The organism is Saccharothrix sp. NBAS 001 (assembly GCF_056640475.1).
Genome location: NZ_CM153251.1, coordinates 8,581,638 through 8,596,437, shown reverse-complemented (window position 1 = coordinate 8,596,437; position 14,800 = coordinate 8,581,638). Strand labels below are relative to the sequence as shown.

General features: G+C 74.4%; 13 protein-coding genes. 5 read left to right on the top strand and 8 right to left on the bottom strand.

The features are described from left to right. Positions 1 to 61: 61 nt before the first annotated feature. The 4 genes from AC0HI0_RS38185 to AC0HI0_RS38170 are packed head-to-tail and all read right to left on the bottom strand — an operon-like array spanning position 62 to position 2,839. Positions 62 to 856, bottom strand: coding sequence for an alpha/beta fold hydrolase (locus AC0HI0_RS38185; RefSeq protein WP_480928333.1), 795 nt, complete (start codon positions 854 to 856; stop codon positions 62 to 64). 14 nt (positions 857 to 870) lie between these two features. After that, positions 871 to 1,542, bottom strand: a complete 672-nt coding sequence (locus AC0HI0_RS38180; RefSeq protein WP_480928332.1) for a DUF998 domain-containing protein — start codon at positions 1,540 to 1,542, stop codon at positions 871 to 873. Beyond that, a complete protein-coding gene (locus AC0HI0_RS38175; protein WP_480928331.1) occupies positions 1,539 to 2,252 on the bottom strand; it encodes an SRPBCC family protein in 714 nt (237 codons plus the stop codon). The genes AC0HI0_RS38180 and AC0HI0_RS38175 overlap by 4 nt, the downstream gene beginning before the upstream one ends. Beyond that, positions 2,252 to 2,839 carry an ArsR/SmtB family transcription factor gene (locus AC0HI0_RS38170; protein WP_480928330.1) on the bottom strand — a complete coding sequence of 196 codons (588 nt, stop codon included), beginning with the start codon at positions 2,837 to 2,839 and terminating at the stop codon, positions 2,252 to 2,254. The genes AC0HI0_RS38175 and AC0HI0_RS38170 overlap by 1 nt, the downstream gene beginning before the upstream one ends. Before the next feature lie 146 nt (positions 2,840 to 2,985). Between AC0HI0_RS38170 and AC0HI0_RS38165 the strand changes: the two genes are divergently transcribed. Then, positions 2,986 to 3,699 carry a DUF2306 domain-containing protein gene (locus tag AC0HI0_RS38165; protein WP_480928329.1) on the top strand — a complete coding sequence of 238 codons (714 nt, stop codon included), beginning with the start codon at positions 2,986 to 2,988 and terminating at the stop codon, positions 3,697 to 3,699. Here the strand turns inward: AC0HI0_RS38165 and AC0HI0_RS38160 are convergent. The 3 genes from AC0HI0_RS38160 to AC0HI0_RS38150 form a co-directional block, all read right to left on the bottom strand. Further along, positions 3,657 to 4,163: a methylated-DNA--[protein]-cysteine S-methyltransferase gene (locus AC0HI0_RS38160; RefSeq protein WP_480928328.1), complete on the bottom strand. Its 507-nt coding sequence runs from the start codon at positions 4,161 to 4,163 to the stop codon at positions 3,657 to 3,659. The two genes, AC0HI0_RS38165 and AC0HI0_RS38160, sit on opposite strands and share 43 nt — an antisense overlap. A gap of 14 nt (positions 4,164 to 4,177) precedes the next feature. Continuing rightward, positions 4,178 to 5,635, bottom strand: a complete 1,458-nt coding sequence (locus AC0HI0_RS38155) for a DNA-3-methyladenine glycosylase 2 family protein (RefSeq protein WP_480934479.1) — start codon at positions 5,633 to 5,635, stop codon at positions 4,178 to 4,180. A 67-nt stretch (positions 5,636 to 5,702) separates the two neighbouring features. Then, positions 5,703 to 5,909, bottom strand: coding sequence for a hypothetical protein (locus tag AC0HI0_RS38150; protein WP_480928327.1), 207 nt, complete (start codon positions 5,907 to 5,909; stop codon positions 5,703 to 5,705). Between the two features lie 301 nt (positions 5,910 to 6,210). Here AC0HI0_RS38150 and AC0HI0_RS38145 point away from each other — a divergent pair, with 301 nt between their 5' ends. The 4 genes from AC0HI0_RS38145 to AC0HI0_RS38130 all read left to right on the top strand — a co-directional run bounded on the left by AC0HI0_RS38145 (position 6,211) and on the right by AC0HI0_RS38130 (position 12,365). Next, on the top strand, positions 6,211 to 10,263 hold the full coding sequence (locus AC0HI0_RS38145; protein ID WP_480928326.1) for an nSTAND1 domain-containing NTPase: 4,053 nt from the start codon (positions 6,211 to 6,213) through the stop codon (positions 10,261 to 10,263). A 96-nt stretch (positions 10,264 to 10,359) separates the two neighbouring features. Beyond that, positions 10,360 to 10,857 carry a DUF2165 domain-containing protein gene (locus AC0HI0_RS38140; protein ID WP_480928325.1) on the top strand — a complete coding sequence of 166 codons (498 nt, stop codon included), beginning with the start codon at positions 10,360 to 10,362 and terminating at the stop codon, positions 10,855 to 10,857. Between the two features lie 88 nt (positions 10,858 to 10,945). Next, positions 10,946 to 11,455: an RNA polymerase sigma factor gene (locus AC0HI0_RS38135; RefSeq protein WP_480928324.1), complete on the top strand. Its 510-nt coding sequence runs from the start codon at positions 10,946 to 10,948 to the stop codon at positions 11,453 to 11,455. Next, complete coding sequence (locus AC0HI0_RS38130) at positions 11,448 to 12,365, top strand: VOC family protein (protein ID WP_480928323.1); 918 nt, start codon at positions 11,448 to 11,450, stop codon at positions 12,363 to 12,365. The genes AC0HI0_RS38135 and AC0HI0_RS38130 overlap by 8 nt, the downstream gene beginning before the upstream one ends. 22 nt (positions 12,366 to 12,387) lie before the next feature. On the opposite strand, the gene AC0HI0_RS38125 is transcribed toward AC0HI0_RS38130, so the two are convergent. After that, positions 12,388 to 14,793: a helix-turn-helix transcriptional regulator gene (locus tag AC0HI0_RS38125; RefSeq protein ID WP_480928322.1), complete on the bottom strand. Its 2,406-nt coding sequence runs from the start codon at positions 14,791 to 14,793 to the stop codon at positions 12,388 to 12,390. Between the last annotated feature and the right edge of the window lie 7 nt (positions 14,794 to 14,800).

The following is a 14,800-nucleotide window of genomic DNA, read 5'->3' as shown; positions in this document are numbered from 1 at the left end:
CAATGGACAGACGCAACGCCGAGGGCGCCACCGCGTCGCGGCAGCGCCCGGGGCCCGGGGTTCAGCGGGAGAAGAAGTCGACCAGGACCGGTGCGGTGACGTCGGCCTTGACCATGTGCGTCTGGCCGTCGAGCACCTTCAGCTCCCCGTCCGGCAGCGCCGAGGCCAGCACCTGCTGGGCGTTGCGCATCCACGCCGGGCTCTTGCCGCCGGCGATGACCAGGCCGGGCGCCTTCGCCCCGGACCACCGGTCGGCGGCCGGCGCGACACCGCGCTGGTGCTCGCCCACCACCGCCAGGTCGGCGGGCAGCGTGTGCGCCACCGCCTTGAGCTTCTTCCACATCGGCATGACCTGCATCAGCACCACGAAGAACCCGGGCGTGCCGACGAACTTCATGAACATCTTCACCGCGTCGCCCGGCCGGCCCTCGGCCAGCGCCCGATCCATCCGCGCCGGGTAGTCGGGCGGCAGCGGGTCGCGGGTGCCGTCCACGATCATCGGCGACTCGTAGACCGCGAACCGGTCCGCCGCGACGCCCCGGTGCACCGCCTCGGCGACCAGCGCGCCACCGGAGGACATGCCGAACAGGTGCGCCCGGCCACCCGCCTCCTCGATCAGCGCGGCGATGTCCTCGACCTCCCGCGCCACGTCGCGCGGCCCGGTGCTCCCGCTCCCGCCGCGACCGCGCCGGTCGTAGGTGTAGACGGTGAAGTGCGGCGCGAGCGCCCCGGCCAACTTCGTGGCGGGACCGAACTCCCGGTAGCACAGCGCGCCGTCCACGATGATCAGCGCGGGCCCCGACCCGGTCCTGCTGTACTCGATCCTGGTGCCGTCCGCGGACGTGACCTGACCCATTTCCCCGCACTCCCTCAGATCTCGGCGCGCAGCTTCAGCGCGACCGCGGACACCCAGAGCCAACTCACCACTGCCACCACGTACAGCAGCACGGTTCCCCACTCGGAACCCATGAACGCCATGGGCACCAGCGAGATCACGCCCGTCGCCGCGCAGTACCACGACCACCCGCCCCGGAACCGCCGGGCGAACACGAAGCACGCCGCGACCAGCGCCGGGAACGCCGCGAAGAACGCCACCCCGTGCAGGGTCCCGTGCCACGAGAGGACTTCGGGCCGGCCGTCGGGTGCGCCGACCGGGAACCCGAACGCCGGGTCGGCCACGAACACGCCGCCGCCGACCATGCCCAGCGCGAAGATCGCCAGCAGGACCGGGCCCCACGTGCCGCCGCGCTGCCCGCCGATCGCCCGCCGCACGCCGAACGCCATGGCCAGGAACAGCAGTCCGGTGAGGACGAAGTTGGCGATCTGCACCCAGCCGCCCTCGCCCAGCGAGAGGAAGCTGAACGGGTGCCGCTTGAGGTCGAAGCCGTCCCGGGTGGCGGCCAGGGCGAACCCGGTGACCAGGTAGAGCGGCCCGGCGAGCACGCCGCAGCCCAGCAGCAGGGCGGTGGCGCGGTCGCGGGGTCCGTTGCGCGGCCCGGTTTCCGGTCTGGTGGCCGGAAGCGTCGTACTCGGTGCGGTCATGACAGCGAACCCATCCAGGAAGACCACGTGCGCTCGTCGCGCCCGTCGTCGGTGAAGACGTGGTGCATCGCGATCAGCACCCCGTTGAAGCCTTCGAAGAACCGGTACATCGCGTCGGGCGTGCGGATCCCGACCGTCTGGCCGTTGGCGTAGTAGACGACACCGGGGATGCCGTCGACCTCGACCGCGTCCCCGCGTTCGGGCGCTTTTTCCAAGCCGATCCTGTGGTTCAGCGCCGCCCACAGCGCGGGCCAGTCGGCGACCGGCGGGCCGAGCACGGTCACCGGGCGGGCGGTGCGGCCCGCGAAGTGCTCCAGGTACTCGATCAGCGTGCGCCAGAACATCGCGCCACCGGCCAGCATGGCCTCGAACTCGTCCTGCCAGTCGTCGCCGGGCAGGAACCCGCTCGCGACCATCCGCAGCACGGTGCTGCCCTGGTCCCGGCCCTCGACCAGGAACTCGTAGGCCAGGAACCGGCCGTCCGGCTCCCGCTGCGCGCCGTAGGCCAGGTGCTTGCCCGGCTCCCACGCGGTGATCTCGTGCTTCGGCTCGTAGCCGCCGAACGCGCCCGTCACCGCGACGCCGGCCTCGACCTCGTTGTTGCCCATGAACCACGAGTCGATGCCCGGCCCGGTGGCGATGGCCTCCCAGACCTGCTCCGGCGTGACCGCCAGCTCGACCTCGTTGGTCTCCTCGTACGCGTGCCCCATCAGGACTCCTTCGCAACGCTGGGGTGCACGGCGACGACGACGCGATGCGCCCGCCCACCCTCGGTCGTCTCGTCGTGGTACTTCGCGACCAGCCCGGTCACCGCCGCGGCCAGTTCCTCGGCGAACGCCGCCCGGTCGCCCGCCGTGGCGAACCGGACCTCGCCGTCGACGGCGAAGGTCGCCACCCTCTTGCCCGCCTTCGCGGACCCGGTGAGCAGGTTGCCCACGTCGCGCACCAGCCGCGCCGCCACCGCGAGCAGCCACCGCGCGGACAGCCGGTCGGGCGAGCGCTCCGGGTCGGGCTGCACGGCGGCCAGCGCCATCGGCGAGATCACGTAGGACGCCGCCGTGGCGCGCATGACCCGCTCGGTCATGTTGCCCTTGCGGCGCTCCTCGGCCAGCTCGACCAGGCCGTGCTGCTCCAGCGTGCGCAGGTGGTAGTTGACCTTCTGCCGGGGCAGCCCCACCTTGGCCGCCAGCATGGTCGCCGAACCCGGCTCGACCAGTTCGGCCAGCAGCCGGGCCCGCACCGGGTCCAGCGAGACCTCGGCCGTAGCCGCGTCCTCGATCACCGCCACTTCAAGCATGGGAGAACCTTCGCACCGACAACTCAGTTTGTCAAGACAACTCGACTTGTCGGTGACGGCCCGCTGTGCCCCGTGACGGGGGCCGTGCGCGGCGCGGTCAGCGTTCGGTGCGGGGTTCGTCAGCGGGGGTGGCCAGAGTCGGCGGCATGGTGGACACACAGGTCAAGCGGAGTTGGTGGCGGCGGCACTGGGTGGCGCCGCTGGGGGTGCTGGTCGCCGCGTTCGTGGCGTTCTCGCTGCCGAGGTACCTGACGTTCGACCCCGCGCAGTCCCGGGTCCCGCAGCCCGGCGACCACACCTGGCACTACCCGTTCCTGGCCGGGCACGTGGTGTTCGGGTCGATCGCGATCCTGGCGTGCGTGCTCCAGATCTGGCCGTGGCTGCGCCACAACCACCCCGCCTGGCACCGCCGGGCGGGCCGCGTCTACGTGTTCGCGGGCGTGCTGCCCGGCGGCGTGCTGGCCGTGGCGATCGGCGCGGTCAGCCCGTTCGGCCCGGTGAACCAGGTCGGCAACGTCCTGATGGGGTCGCTGTGGCTCGGCTGCACGATCGCCGGCTACCGGATGGCGCGGCAGCGCCGCCACGCCGACCACCGGCGCTGGATGCTGCGCAGCACCGCGCTCACCCTGTCGATCATCAGCAACCGGTTCTGGGCCGCCGCACTGGGGATGATCCTGCCCGGCCAGTTGGGCACCACGTTCGGCGGCAGCGAGGTCGCCCTGGTGCAGGCCATCGCGGGCATCTCCGCGTGGCTGGGCTGGGTGCTGCCGTTCCTGTTCGTGGAGTGGTGGCTGGACCGGGGCAGGACGCGCCGACGTCAGCCGGCGAAGACCCCGGACAGGTCCAAGGTCGGTGTCTGAGCCTCGAAGTCGAGCAACTGCCGCTTGCGGGCGATGCCGCCGCCGTACCCGGTCAGGTCGCCGCCGGAGCCGACCACCCGGTGGCACGGCACGATGATGCCGATCGGGTTGTGCCCGTTGGCCAGGCCGACCGCCCGCGCGGCGGTCGGCCGCCCCAGCACCTTGGCCAGCTCGCCGTAGGACGTCGTCTCGCCGAACGGGATCGAGCGCAGCGCCGTCCACACCGCACGCTGGAACGGCGTGCCGACCAGGTCCAGCGGCACGTCGAACTCCGTGCGCGAGCCGGCGAAGTACTCCGCCAGCTGCTCGACCACGTCGCCGAACAGCGAGGCGTCCCGCGCCCCGAAGCTGTCCTCGGCGGGCCGGTACCTCTGCTCGGTCATGTACAGCCCGGACAGCACGCCGTCCCGGGCCACCAACGTCAACGGCCCCACCGGGCTGTCGACCACCGTGTGCGCTACCACCGCGAAGCTTCCTCTCAGGCCGGCAACCGGTTGACCGCGTGGTCACCGGTCGCCCACAGGTATTGGACCGCGTAGGCCCGCCAAGGGCGCCACGCCTGTGCACGTGCGATCAGCGCGCCCGGTGTGTCCGGCATCCCCAGCGCCCGCGCCGCGACCCGCACGCCCAGGTCGCCCGGGATGAACGCGTCCGGGTCGCCCAGCGCGCGCATCGCGATCACCTCGATCGTCCACGGCCCGAACCCCGGCAGCGCCGACAGCCCGGCGCGCGCCTCGCCCCAGTCCGCGCCGACCCCGAGGTCGACCGCACCGGACGCCAGCGCCTCGACCAGCGCCGAGAACGCGACCTTACGCGCCTTCGGCATGGCCAGCACCGCCGGGTCCAGGGACAGCAGCTCCTCGGGGGTCGGGAACAGGTGGGTCAGGCCGACGTCGGTGATCGGCGTGCCCGCCGCCGCCACGATCCGCCCGGCGTGCGTGCGCGCCGCCGCCGTCGACACCTGCTGGCCGAGCACCGCCCGCACGGCGAACTCCGCCGGGTCGGTGGTGCCCGGCACCCGCCGGCCGGGGGCCTGGTCCACCAGCGGGCGCAGGTCCGGGTCGGCGCGCAGCTGGTCGTCCACCGCGACCGGGTCGGCGTCCAGGTCGAGCATCCGCCGGCACCGGGCGATCGCGATCGACAGGTCCCGCAGGTCGGTCAGCGCGAGTTGGCACGCCACGTGGTCGGGCTGCGGCCGCAACGTCGCCACGGCGTGCCCGTGCGGCAGCCGCAGCGTCCGCCGGTACGCGCCGTCCCGCCACTCCTCCACGCCCGGCACCGCGGTCGCCGCGAGGTGCCCGAACAGGTTGTCCGGGCACAGCGGCGCGCGGAACGGCAGGCGCAGCGAGAGCACGCCGGGCGTGTCCGGGACGGCCCGCCGCCGGGTCCGCAGGTCGGTGGGCGAGAGGTCGAACACCGAGCGCACGGTCTCGTTGAACGCCCGGATGCTGGCGAACCCGGCCGCCAGGGCGACCTCGGCCATCGGCAGGGCGGTCGTCTCGATCAGCAGCCGCGCGGTCTGCGCCCGCTGGGCGCGGGCCAGCGCGAGGGGGCCCGCGCCGAGTTCGGCGAGCAGCTGGCGCTCGACCTGGCGGACGCTGTAGCCCAGCCGCGCGGCCAGCCCCGGCACGCCGTCGCGGTCCACCACGCCGTCCGCGATCAACCGCATGGCCTTGGCCACCGAGTCCGCGCGGTGGTTCCACAGCGGAGAGCCCGGACTCGCGTCGGGCCGACACCGTTTGCACGCCCGGAATCCGGCTTGTTGGGCCGCCGCCGCACTCGGGTAGAACCGCATGTTCTCGACCTTGGGCGGCACCACCGGACAACTCGGCCGGCAATAGATGCGAGTGGTCGACACCGCTGTGAAGAACCACCCGTCGAACCGCGCGTCCTTGGACCGCACGGCCCGCACGCACCGTTCCGCGTCTTCGTGCACGTGATCCAGCATCGGTCAACGCCAGGCCGTCGGCCGGCGGAAATTCGACATCGAGGTGGCGGCCCGGTCAGGTCGCACGGCGCTGTGCGGACCCGGACCGGGCGGGCAGTGGCGCGGTGAGCCCGGCCGGCGGCACCAGCCCCACCTCGGCCCGATCCCGGGCGTGCCCGTCGAGCACGGTCCGCAGGATCGGGCGGACCCGGGCCGCACCGGGACCGCCCCGGTGCTCACGGGCCGTGACCGGCACCGGGCCGGTCGCACCACCGTCAGTCACGGCCGACATGACAGGTCGCCGCGCCGTTCCACCGGCCGGGCCGGCTGGGCGCGCACCGCTGAGAAGACCCCCAGGACCCCTCAGCGGCGAACGCCGCGACACTCGCGGTAGTTGCTGGCGAAACCACTTCGACCGGTCCCTTCGCCCAACCTGACGACGTCGGCGCAACGTCCCGGGCAGCTTGGCAGCGCAAGTCGTTAGGGTGGACTGCCTGGTGCCACACCGGTCCACAAACGACCTGTTCACGCGCTCACATCCGGTTTTCCGGTCCGGAAGAACGGACCAGAGGAGGTCGCCGCGGATGGCTGGTTCTGCTCAGGGGTCGGGGCCCCGCGCCGTTTTCGCGGAGCGGTTCGCGCTGCTCTACGCGGAGGCGGGAGACCCTCCCCTGAAGCGGGTGACCGAGTCGGTCGCGCGCGCCCGGCGCGCCGACGAACGGGGCCGCCCGGTCCGGGCGACCGCCCAGCGGGTCAGCGACTGGCGGCGCGGCCGCAACGTACCGGCCCGGTTCTCGGCACTCTCGGTAGTCCTGGAAGTGCTCATCGGCGAGGCCCGCAAGTCCCGTCCGCAGCCCCCGGCGGCGGGCCTGTACGACCTGGAGGCGTGGCGCGCGCTGTGGGAGGAGGCGCTGGCCAGCCCGGCCACCGCGCCCGACGACGAGGAGCCGCCCAGCTCCGACGAGATCGGCGTCTGCCCGTACCGGGGGCTGGCCGCCTTCCAGCCGGAGGATTCCTCGTGGTTCTTCGGCCGGGAACGCAGCACGGCCGCGTTGGTGTCCCGACTGGGTGCCGCCGCGGAAACCGGCGGAATCGTCATGCTGGTCGGCGCGTCGGGCGCCGGTAAATCGTCACTGGTGCGCGCCGGGGTTATTCCGGCGGTCCGCGCCGGCGCTTTGGAGGTGCCCGGTTCGGCGAATTGGCCGACCATTGTCGTGACGCCCGGCGCGGATCCGGTGAAAGAACTCGTCCGGCAGGTACCGGAATTGTCCGACGTGCTCGCGATGGCGGTGGAGAGGGTCGAGGAGCAGCACCCGGCGGACGGCCCGGAGACGTTCCTCGGGCAGACCCTGCTGGGCGTGCTGCGGTTCGCGGCGCAGATCCGGGCCGCGTTCGCCGCCTACGCCGAGCGGCACGGCGCCGAGCGCGCGGTGGTCGTCGTGGACCAGTTCGAAGAGGCGTTCACGCTCAGCGGCGACGAGCACCTGGTGCAGGTGTTCGTGCAGGCCCTGCACGTGGCGTGCACGCCCGCGGCACCCGGCGGCGTCCCGCCCGCGGTGGTCGTGCTCGGGGTGCGGGCCGACTTCTACGGCCGCTGCCTGGCGTTCCCGGAGCTGGCCGACGCGCTCCAGGAGCGCCAGATGGTGCTCGGCCCGATGACCTCCGCCGAGCTGCGCGAGGCCGTGTCCCGCCCGGCCAAGGCCGCCGGCCTGCAACTGGAGCCGGGCCTGATCGAGCTGATGCTGCGCGACCTCGGCGTGCGCAGCGGACGGGCCCCGGGGCGGGCCGGCCAGGGCGCGTACGACGCGGGCGCGCTGCCGCTGCTCTCGCACGCCCTGCTGGCCACCTGGCAGCGCCGCACCGGCGGCAAGCTCACCATCTCCGGCTACCGCGCGGCGGGCGGCATCCAGGGCGCGGTCGCGGCGACCGCCGAGCGCGCGTGGGCCGACCTCGCCCCGGACGCCCAGCTCGCCGCCCGCCCGCTGCTGCTGCGCCTGGTCCGGGTCGGCGAGGACACCCAGGACACCCGCCGCCGGTCCACCCGGCACGAGCTGGTCGACCAGGCCGCCAACCGGGCGGCCGGCGAGGAGGCGCTGGAGGTGCTGGCCCGCGCCCGGCTGGTCACCCTCGACGCCGGGTCGGTGGAGATCACCCACGAGGCGCTGCTCCAGGCGTGGCCCCGGCTGCGCAGCTGGATCGACCAGGACCGGGAGGGCCAGCTGCTGCGCCAGCGGCTGGAGGAGGACGCGGCGACCTGGGCCCACCAGGACCGCGACTCGTCGCTGCTGTACCGGGGCGCGCGGCTGGAGACCGCCCGGCACTGGGCGGACGCGGCCGGTCCGGGCGGCCTGACCGGGGTGGCGCAGGACTTCCTGTCGGTGTCCACCCAGTCCCGCCGACGTGCGACGTGGGGCCGGCGCAGCGCGGTGGTGGTCGTGGTGGTGCTGGCGATCATCGCCGTCACGGCGGCCGTGCTGGCCGTGCGGCAGCGCGACGACGCGGTGTTCCGGCAGGTCGTGGCGGAGGCCGACCGGCTGCTGGAGACCGACCCGTCGCTGTCCGCGCAGCTCGACCTGGTCGCGCACCGGATGCGCCCGGACGACCAGGAGGTCTACACCCGCATCCTGTCCACCCAGGGCACGCCGCTGGCCACCCAGCTCGTCGGCCACGAGGGCGCGGTCTACCTCACCTCGTTCTCCCGCGACGGCAACACCCTGGCGACCGCGTCCTACGACTCGACCGTGCGGTTGTGGGACCTGCGCGACCGGGACAACCCCAAACCGCTCGGCCCGCCGCTGCGCGGGCACCGCAGCTGGGTGAGTTCGGCGGTGTTCAGCCCGGACGGCACCACCCTGGCCACGGCCGGCGACGACGGCACCGTCCGGCTCTGGGACGTCACCGACCCGAGCCGGCCGCGCGCCCTGGGCCAGCCGCTGGTCGGCGACCACGGCACGATCTACCTGGTCGCGTTCGCGCCGGACAGCCGGACCCTGGTCACCGCCAACGAGGACCGCACCGCGCAGCTCTGGGACGTCGCCGACCCGGCCGCGCCGACCGCGCTGGGCGCGCCGCTGGGCCTGCACTCCGGCCAGGTGCGCTCGGTGGCGTTCAGCCCGGACGGCCGGCTGCTCGCGGTCGGCGGCGACGACAAGACCGTGGTCCTGTGGAACGTCGAGGACCGCACCCGGCCGGTCCCGCTGGGCGCGCCGCTGGCCGGGTACGACGGGATCGTCCGCTCGGTGGCGTTCAGCCCGGACAGCCGGGTGCTGGCCACCGGCAGCGACGACAAGTCGATCCGGCTGTGGGACGTGTCCGACCCGGCCCGCGCGCAGCTGCTCGGCCGGCCGCTGACCGACCACACCGGGGCGGTCTGGTCGGTGGCGTTCAACCGGGACGGCCGGGTGCTGGCCAGCGGCGGCGGCGACGGCACCGCGCGGCTGTGGAACGTCACCGACCCGGCCCACCCGTTGATCATCGGCCAGCCGCTGACCGGCCGCAACGGCACGATCTACGCGGTCGCGTTCAGCCCGGACGGCTACCGGTTGGCCACCGGCAGCCAGGACACCGCGGTGCGGCTGTGGTCGCTGCCCAAGACGGTGCTCGTCGGCCACTCCGGGCGGACCGTCGGCCCGGTGTTCACCCCGGACGGCAAGCGCATGGTGACCGGCAGCCGCGACCAGAGCATCCGGGTGTGGGACCTGACCGACCAGCACGAGCCGCACAGCGCCGCGCTGGCGGTGAACGGGGACGAGGCGGGCGTCTGGGGGCTGGCGATCAGCTCGGACGGCGGCACGCTGGCGAGCGTCAGCGACAAGGCGGTCCGGCTGTGGGACCTGTCCGACCCGGGCGTGGTGCGCCCGCTCGGCGGCCCGCTGGAGCTGAACACCCGCTACAGCGCGCCGGTCGCGTTCAGCCCGAACGGGAAGGTGCTGGTCACCGGCTCGAACGACGATTCGGTGCAGCTGTGGGACATCACCGAGCGGGAACGGCCGCGCGCGCTGGGCAGACCGCTGGTCGGGCACAGCGGGTACGTGCACTTCGCGCTGTTCACGCCGGACGGCCGGACGTTGATCACCGGCAGCGCCGACCAGACCCTGCGGCTGTGGAACGTGACCGACCCGGCGGCCGCGCAGCCGCTCGGCCGGCCGCTGACCGGGCACGCGGGCGCGGTCCGGGCGGGCGCGGTGAGCCCGGACGGCCGGGTGCTGGCCACCGCCGGCGACGACAAGTCGATCCGGCTGTGGGACCTGTCCGCGCCGACCCGGGTCCGGCCGATCGGCCCGCCGCTGACCGGGCACGTGGAGGCGGCCGTGACGATCGCGTTCAGCCCGGACGGCAAGACCCTGGCCAGCGGCGGCGACGACCGGACCATCCGGCTGTGGGACGTGCGCGACCTGCTCCGCCCGCGTCCGCTGGGCCAGGCGCTGACCGGCCACGACGCCGGGTTGCAGGACGTCCGGTTCACCCCGGACGGCCGGATGCTCGCCTCCACCAGCCTGGACACCACGGTCCGGTTGTGGGACCTCGACCAGCAGCGCACGATCGGCCGGGTCTGCGCCAAGACCAAGGGCGTGCTGCCCGAGGACCTGTGGCGCAAGCACCTGCCGCAGCTGGACTACGAACCCCCGTGCCCGTAGCCGGCCCGAACCGTTGACGGCGGCCGACGGCCCCGATCGTCTCAATCGGCACTCTTCGTCATGGACTTCGCACAGATCGTGGATAAGTTTCAGGCCATGCGTCTACTCGGCCGGGTGGGGAGCCCGCAGGCGGCGGTCGTGGTGCTCACCGCGATCACCGGCGTCTACATGGTGCTCGTGGTGCTGGGCAACGTCACCGACTACGAGACCAACCGCGCGTTCGTGCAGCACGTGTTCGCGATGGACACCACGTTCCAGACGCCCGGCACGGCGTACCGCGCCATCACCAGCCCGGCCGCCGTGACCGTCGCGTACGTCCTGATCATCGCCTGGGAGGCGTTGACCGCCGCCGTGCTGCTGACCGCGCTGGTGGCGTGGCTGCGCGGCCTGCCGGCGGCCCGGCGGCTGTCCACGGCCGGCTGGGTCATGCAGGTGCTGCTGTTCGGCGGCGGGTTCATCGTGGTCGGCGGCGAGTGGTTCCTGATGTGGCAGTCGAAGGACTGGAACGGGCTGTCCCCCGCGTTCCAGAACTTCGTGATCGCCTCGGTGGGGCTCGTCCTGGCCCGGCTCTCCACAAAGGATGAACCGGCCTGAGCCCCGGTCGCGCGGCCCCGGCGAATTGGTACGCACGAGTGACGACTTCACCCGTCGGAGATGGGCCCTCCCGAACGACTATGGAGGTGTGAGCCCACCCCGCGCCCACCCGGATCCGGCGTTCGCGCTGCTGGACGTCTACGACGCCGCGCTGCCGCAGGTGTACGGCTACCTGCTGGCCCGGTGCGGCGACCGGGCGCACGCGGAGGAACTCACGTCCGAGACGTTCCTGGCCGCCGTGCAGTCGGCCCGCGCGGGCGGCCCGGTCAGCCCGGCGTGGCTGATCGGCATCGCCCGGCACAAGCTGGTCGACCACTGGCGGCGGCGGGAGCGGGAGGAGCGCGGGCTGCGCCTGGCGCACCGCGAGCCCGAGGTGGAGGACCCGTGGGACGAGCACCTCGACGCGTTCCAGGCCCGGCAGGTGCTGGCCGGGCTGGGCCCGCACCACCGCGCCGCGCTCACCCTGCGCTACCTCGACGGGCTGTCCGTGCCGGAGGTGGCGGAGCTGCTCGGGCGGACCGTGCACGCGACGGAGGCGCTGCTGGTGCGCGCCCGTGCCGCGTTCCGCCACGCGTATCCCGGAGGCCGGGATGAGTGACCCGTTCGACGCCCTCTACCAGCCGACGCGGCCGGTCGACCCCGACGAGGGGTTCGCCGAGCGGTTGCGGGAACGGCTGGAGCGGGCCGTGCTCCTTGGAGGAGAGATGACCACGACCGCAGCTCCGACGGCCGCGACCTACTCGACCGTGACGCCGTACCTGGCGGTGCGCGACACCCGGGCCGCGATCGAGTTCTACCGGGACGTCTTCGGGGCGGTGCCGCGCGGCGAGCCGGTCGTCATGCCGGACGGGTCGGTCGGGCACGCCGAGATCGCGCTGGGCGGGTCGGTGCTGATGCTGGCCGACGAGTCCGCCGAGCACGACCACCTCGCCCCGACCGGCACCGGCGTGCGGCCGATGCACCGGGTCGAAGTGTCCGATGTGGACGGTGTGGTGGCGCGGGCGGTCGAGCGGGGTGCGCGGGTGCTGCGCGCGGCGGCCGACACCGGGCACGGGTACGGGGGGACGGTGCTGGACCCGTTCGGCTACCGGTGGATGGTCGCCGCGAGCACCGACGCGGGTGCGGCGGAGGGTCCCGACGCGGGTCCCGGCGCGGTTGCAGCGGAGGAGCGCACGCCGCAGGGGCACATCGGCTACCACACGTTCCAGGTGCCCGACGAGGAAGCGGCGAAGCGCTTCTACGGCGCGGTGCTCGGTTGGACGTTCACGCCCGGCCGGGTCGAGCGCGCTTGGCGCATCGAGGGCACCGGCCTGCCGATGGCGGGTCTGTGGGGCGGGCAGCCGTGGACCGGGTGGAAGCTGATGTTCGCCGTGGACGACCTGGGCTCGGCGCTCGCGCGGGTGCGGGAGCGGGGCGGCACCGCCGGCGAGCCCGAGCAGCAGGGCTACGGGCGGGCCGCCGAGTGCGTGGACGACCAGGGCGTGGAGTTCTGGCTCTGGCAGCAGTGAGCCGGGCGGGGGTGGTCCGGGGTCAGCCGAGGATCTGGCGGAGTTGGTCGAGCAGTTCGGCGCGGCTGGTGCAGCCCAGGCGCTGGCGGATCCGCGCCATGTGGTGCTCGACGGTCTTCGCCGAGATGAACAGCCGGTCGCCGACCTGCTTGTAGGTCAGCCCGCCGACGACGAGTTCGGCGACCTCGCGCTCCCGGTCGCTGAGCTTGCCGGAGTCGCCGAGCTTGCCGGGGTCGGCGGGCTCGGCGGCCGGTTCGGCGGGTTTGCGGGCCGCGCCGGGCGGACGGCCCTGCAACAGCCGGGCGCAGTCCAGCAGGCGCACCATGGCCTGCCGGTCGGAGGTCCTTATCGCCGCCTGGCCGGCCAGCCGGGCGGCGTCCCACCACTGGCCGGCGGCGTGCAGTCCGCGCGCGGCGTGCTCCACCCGGTCGGCGTCGACCTTGCCCGCCACCACGTCCAGCCAGCTCTCCGCCGCCGTCGACAGCAGCGCGCTGTAGCGGTCGCGGTGCGCGCACGCGGCCAGCGCCGCCGCGTGCTCCTCGGCGGCCGGCGCCTCCTCGGCGATGATCGCCGCGTGCAGCAGGCTCCAGTGCAGCGGCACGCCCCACAGCGGCGGATCTCCCAACTGCCGCAACAGGTCCCGCGCGGCGGTCAGGTGCGGCGCGAGCCGGTGCTGGTCGCGCAGCCGGGCGGCGGCCGCGGCGAACTCGCCCAGCGGCAGGAACGTGTAGAGGTCCACCGGGTGCCGCAGCACCGCCTCGCACGCCTGTTCCCAGGTGCGCTTCAACGTGGCCAGGTCGCTGTTGCGCCGGGCCACGCCGACCTCCAGCGCCACCGCGAAGATCCAGTCCCGGGGTTCCAGCGGACGGCCGGTCTTGCGCAGCGCGATCAGGGTTTCCCTGGCCTGCACGAGGTTTCCGCGCACCATCGCGACCCAGGCCAGCAGCAGCCGGTGCCGGACGGTCATCAGCGCGCCGCCCAGCGCCGTGGCCAGCGCGCGTTCCAGCACCGACTCGGCCACCGCGAGTTCGCCGCTGTGCAGCGCGACCAGCCCGGCCAGCGCGGCGGGCGTGTCCGGCAGCAGCAGCGCGCGCCCGGCGGGTTCGAGCAGGCCGACCGCGCGGACCAGGGTGGACAGCGCGGTGGCCGGCGCGTCGCCGATCGACTCCAGCACGCCGTGCGCCATCAGCGACGCGCCGCCGTCGAGCATGGTGGGCGGCGCGACCGGCAGCGGCCCGGCGGGCACCCGGCCGGTGCCGACCTGGCCGACCACCGCGAACGCCGTCGACGTGGCGCTGGGCGACCAGCGGTGCAGTTCGGTGCTGCGGGCGAGTTGGCCGCGGTGCGCCAGGGCGATCGCGGCGACCTCCGCCGCCGCGCCCCGGTGCCCCCGGTCGCCGGCCGTGCCGACCTGGGCCGAGATCACCTGGTCGGCGAGCCGCAGCGCGGCGTCCAGGTCGCCGGACATGGCCGACGCGGCGGCCTGCCGGACGGCCACCTCGGCGTCCGGCGTGCCCACGGCGGCCAGCAGCCGGGCGGACAGCGCCGGGTCGGTGGGCAGCGCCTCCTTCGCGGCGGCCTGGAACGCCTCGGCCACCGCGGGCCCGCCGACGCCCGTGCCCAGCAACGGCCGCACCAGGTCCAGCACCGGGCCGCCGGAGCGCAGTTGCAGCTCGGCCAGGCGCTGCCGCACGGCGATCCGCCGGTCGGTGCGGCTCAGCGCCGCCACGGCGGTCCGCGCCACCGGCAGCAGGGTGCCGTCCGGGGCGAGCAGCCCGGTGGCCCGGCCCGCCTCGATCACCTCGCCGACCGCGTCGGAGTCCTTGTCCAGCAACGCTCCCAGCAGGTCCAGCCGGAGCGCCGCGCCGGCCTCGGCGGCGAGCAGGAACTTCTGCACGTCCGGTTCCAGCCAGTCCAGGTCGGCCCGGAACGCGGCGACCGCCTCGGCCGGCACCTCGGCGGAGGTCAGGCCCGCCAGCCGCATCACGAACCGGGGCACGCCGCCGGTCTGCTGGTGCACGAAGTCCGCCAGGGCGCGCCCGGCAGCGGGCAGCACGGCCCGCACCTGCTCGCGGGTGAACGCGCCGGGCATCAGCGGCGGGCGCACCCGGCCCAGCGCCTCGGCGAGCGCGGCCAGCGCCCGGGACCGGGGCCACGGCCGGTAGGCGACGACGATCCGGGCATCGCCCCGTTCGACCACCGCGCGCAGGGAGCGCAGTTCGGCGTCGCCGAGCAGGTGGGCGTCGTCCACGATCTCGGCTTCCACGCCGGCGTCCCGGTAGGCCCGCTCCACCTCGCGCAGCAGGGTGGTCTTCCCGTACCCGCCGGGCGCGAGCACGCCCAGCCGCAGCGCCGCCTCGGGCGCGGCGGCGATCTCGGCCAGCACCTGGCGGGCCGGGTCGGACAGCAGCGGGCGTTCGGAAGTCATGCGCAGG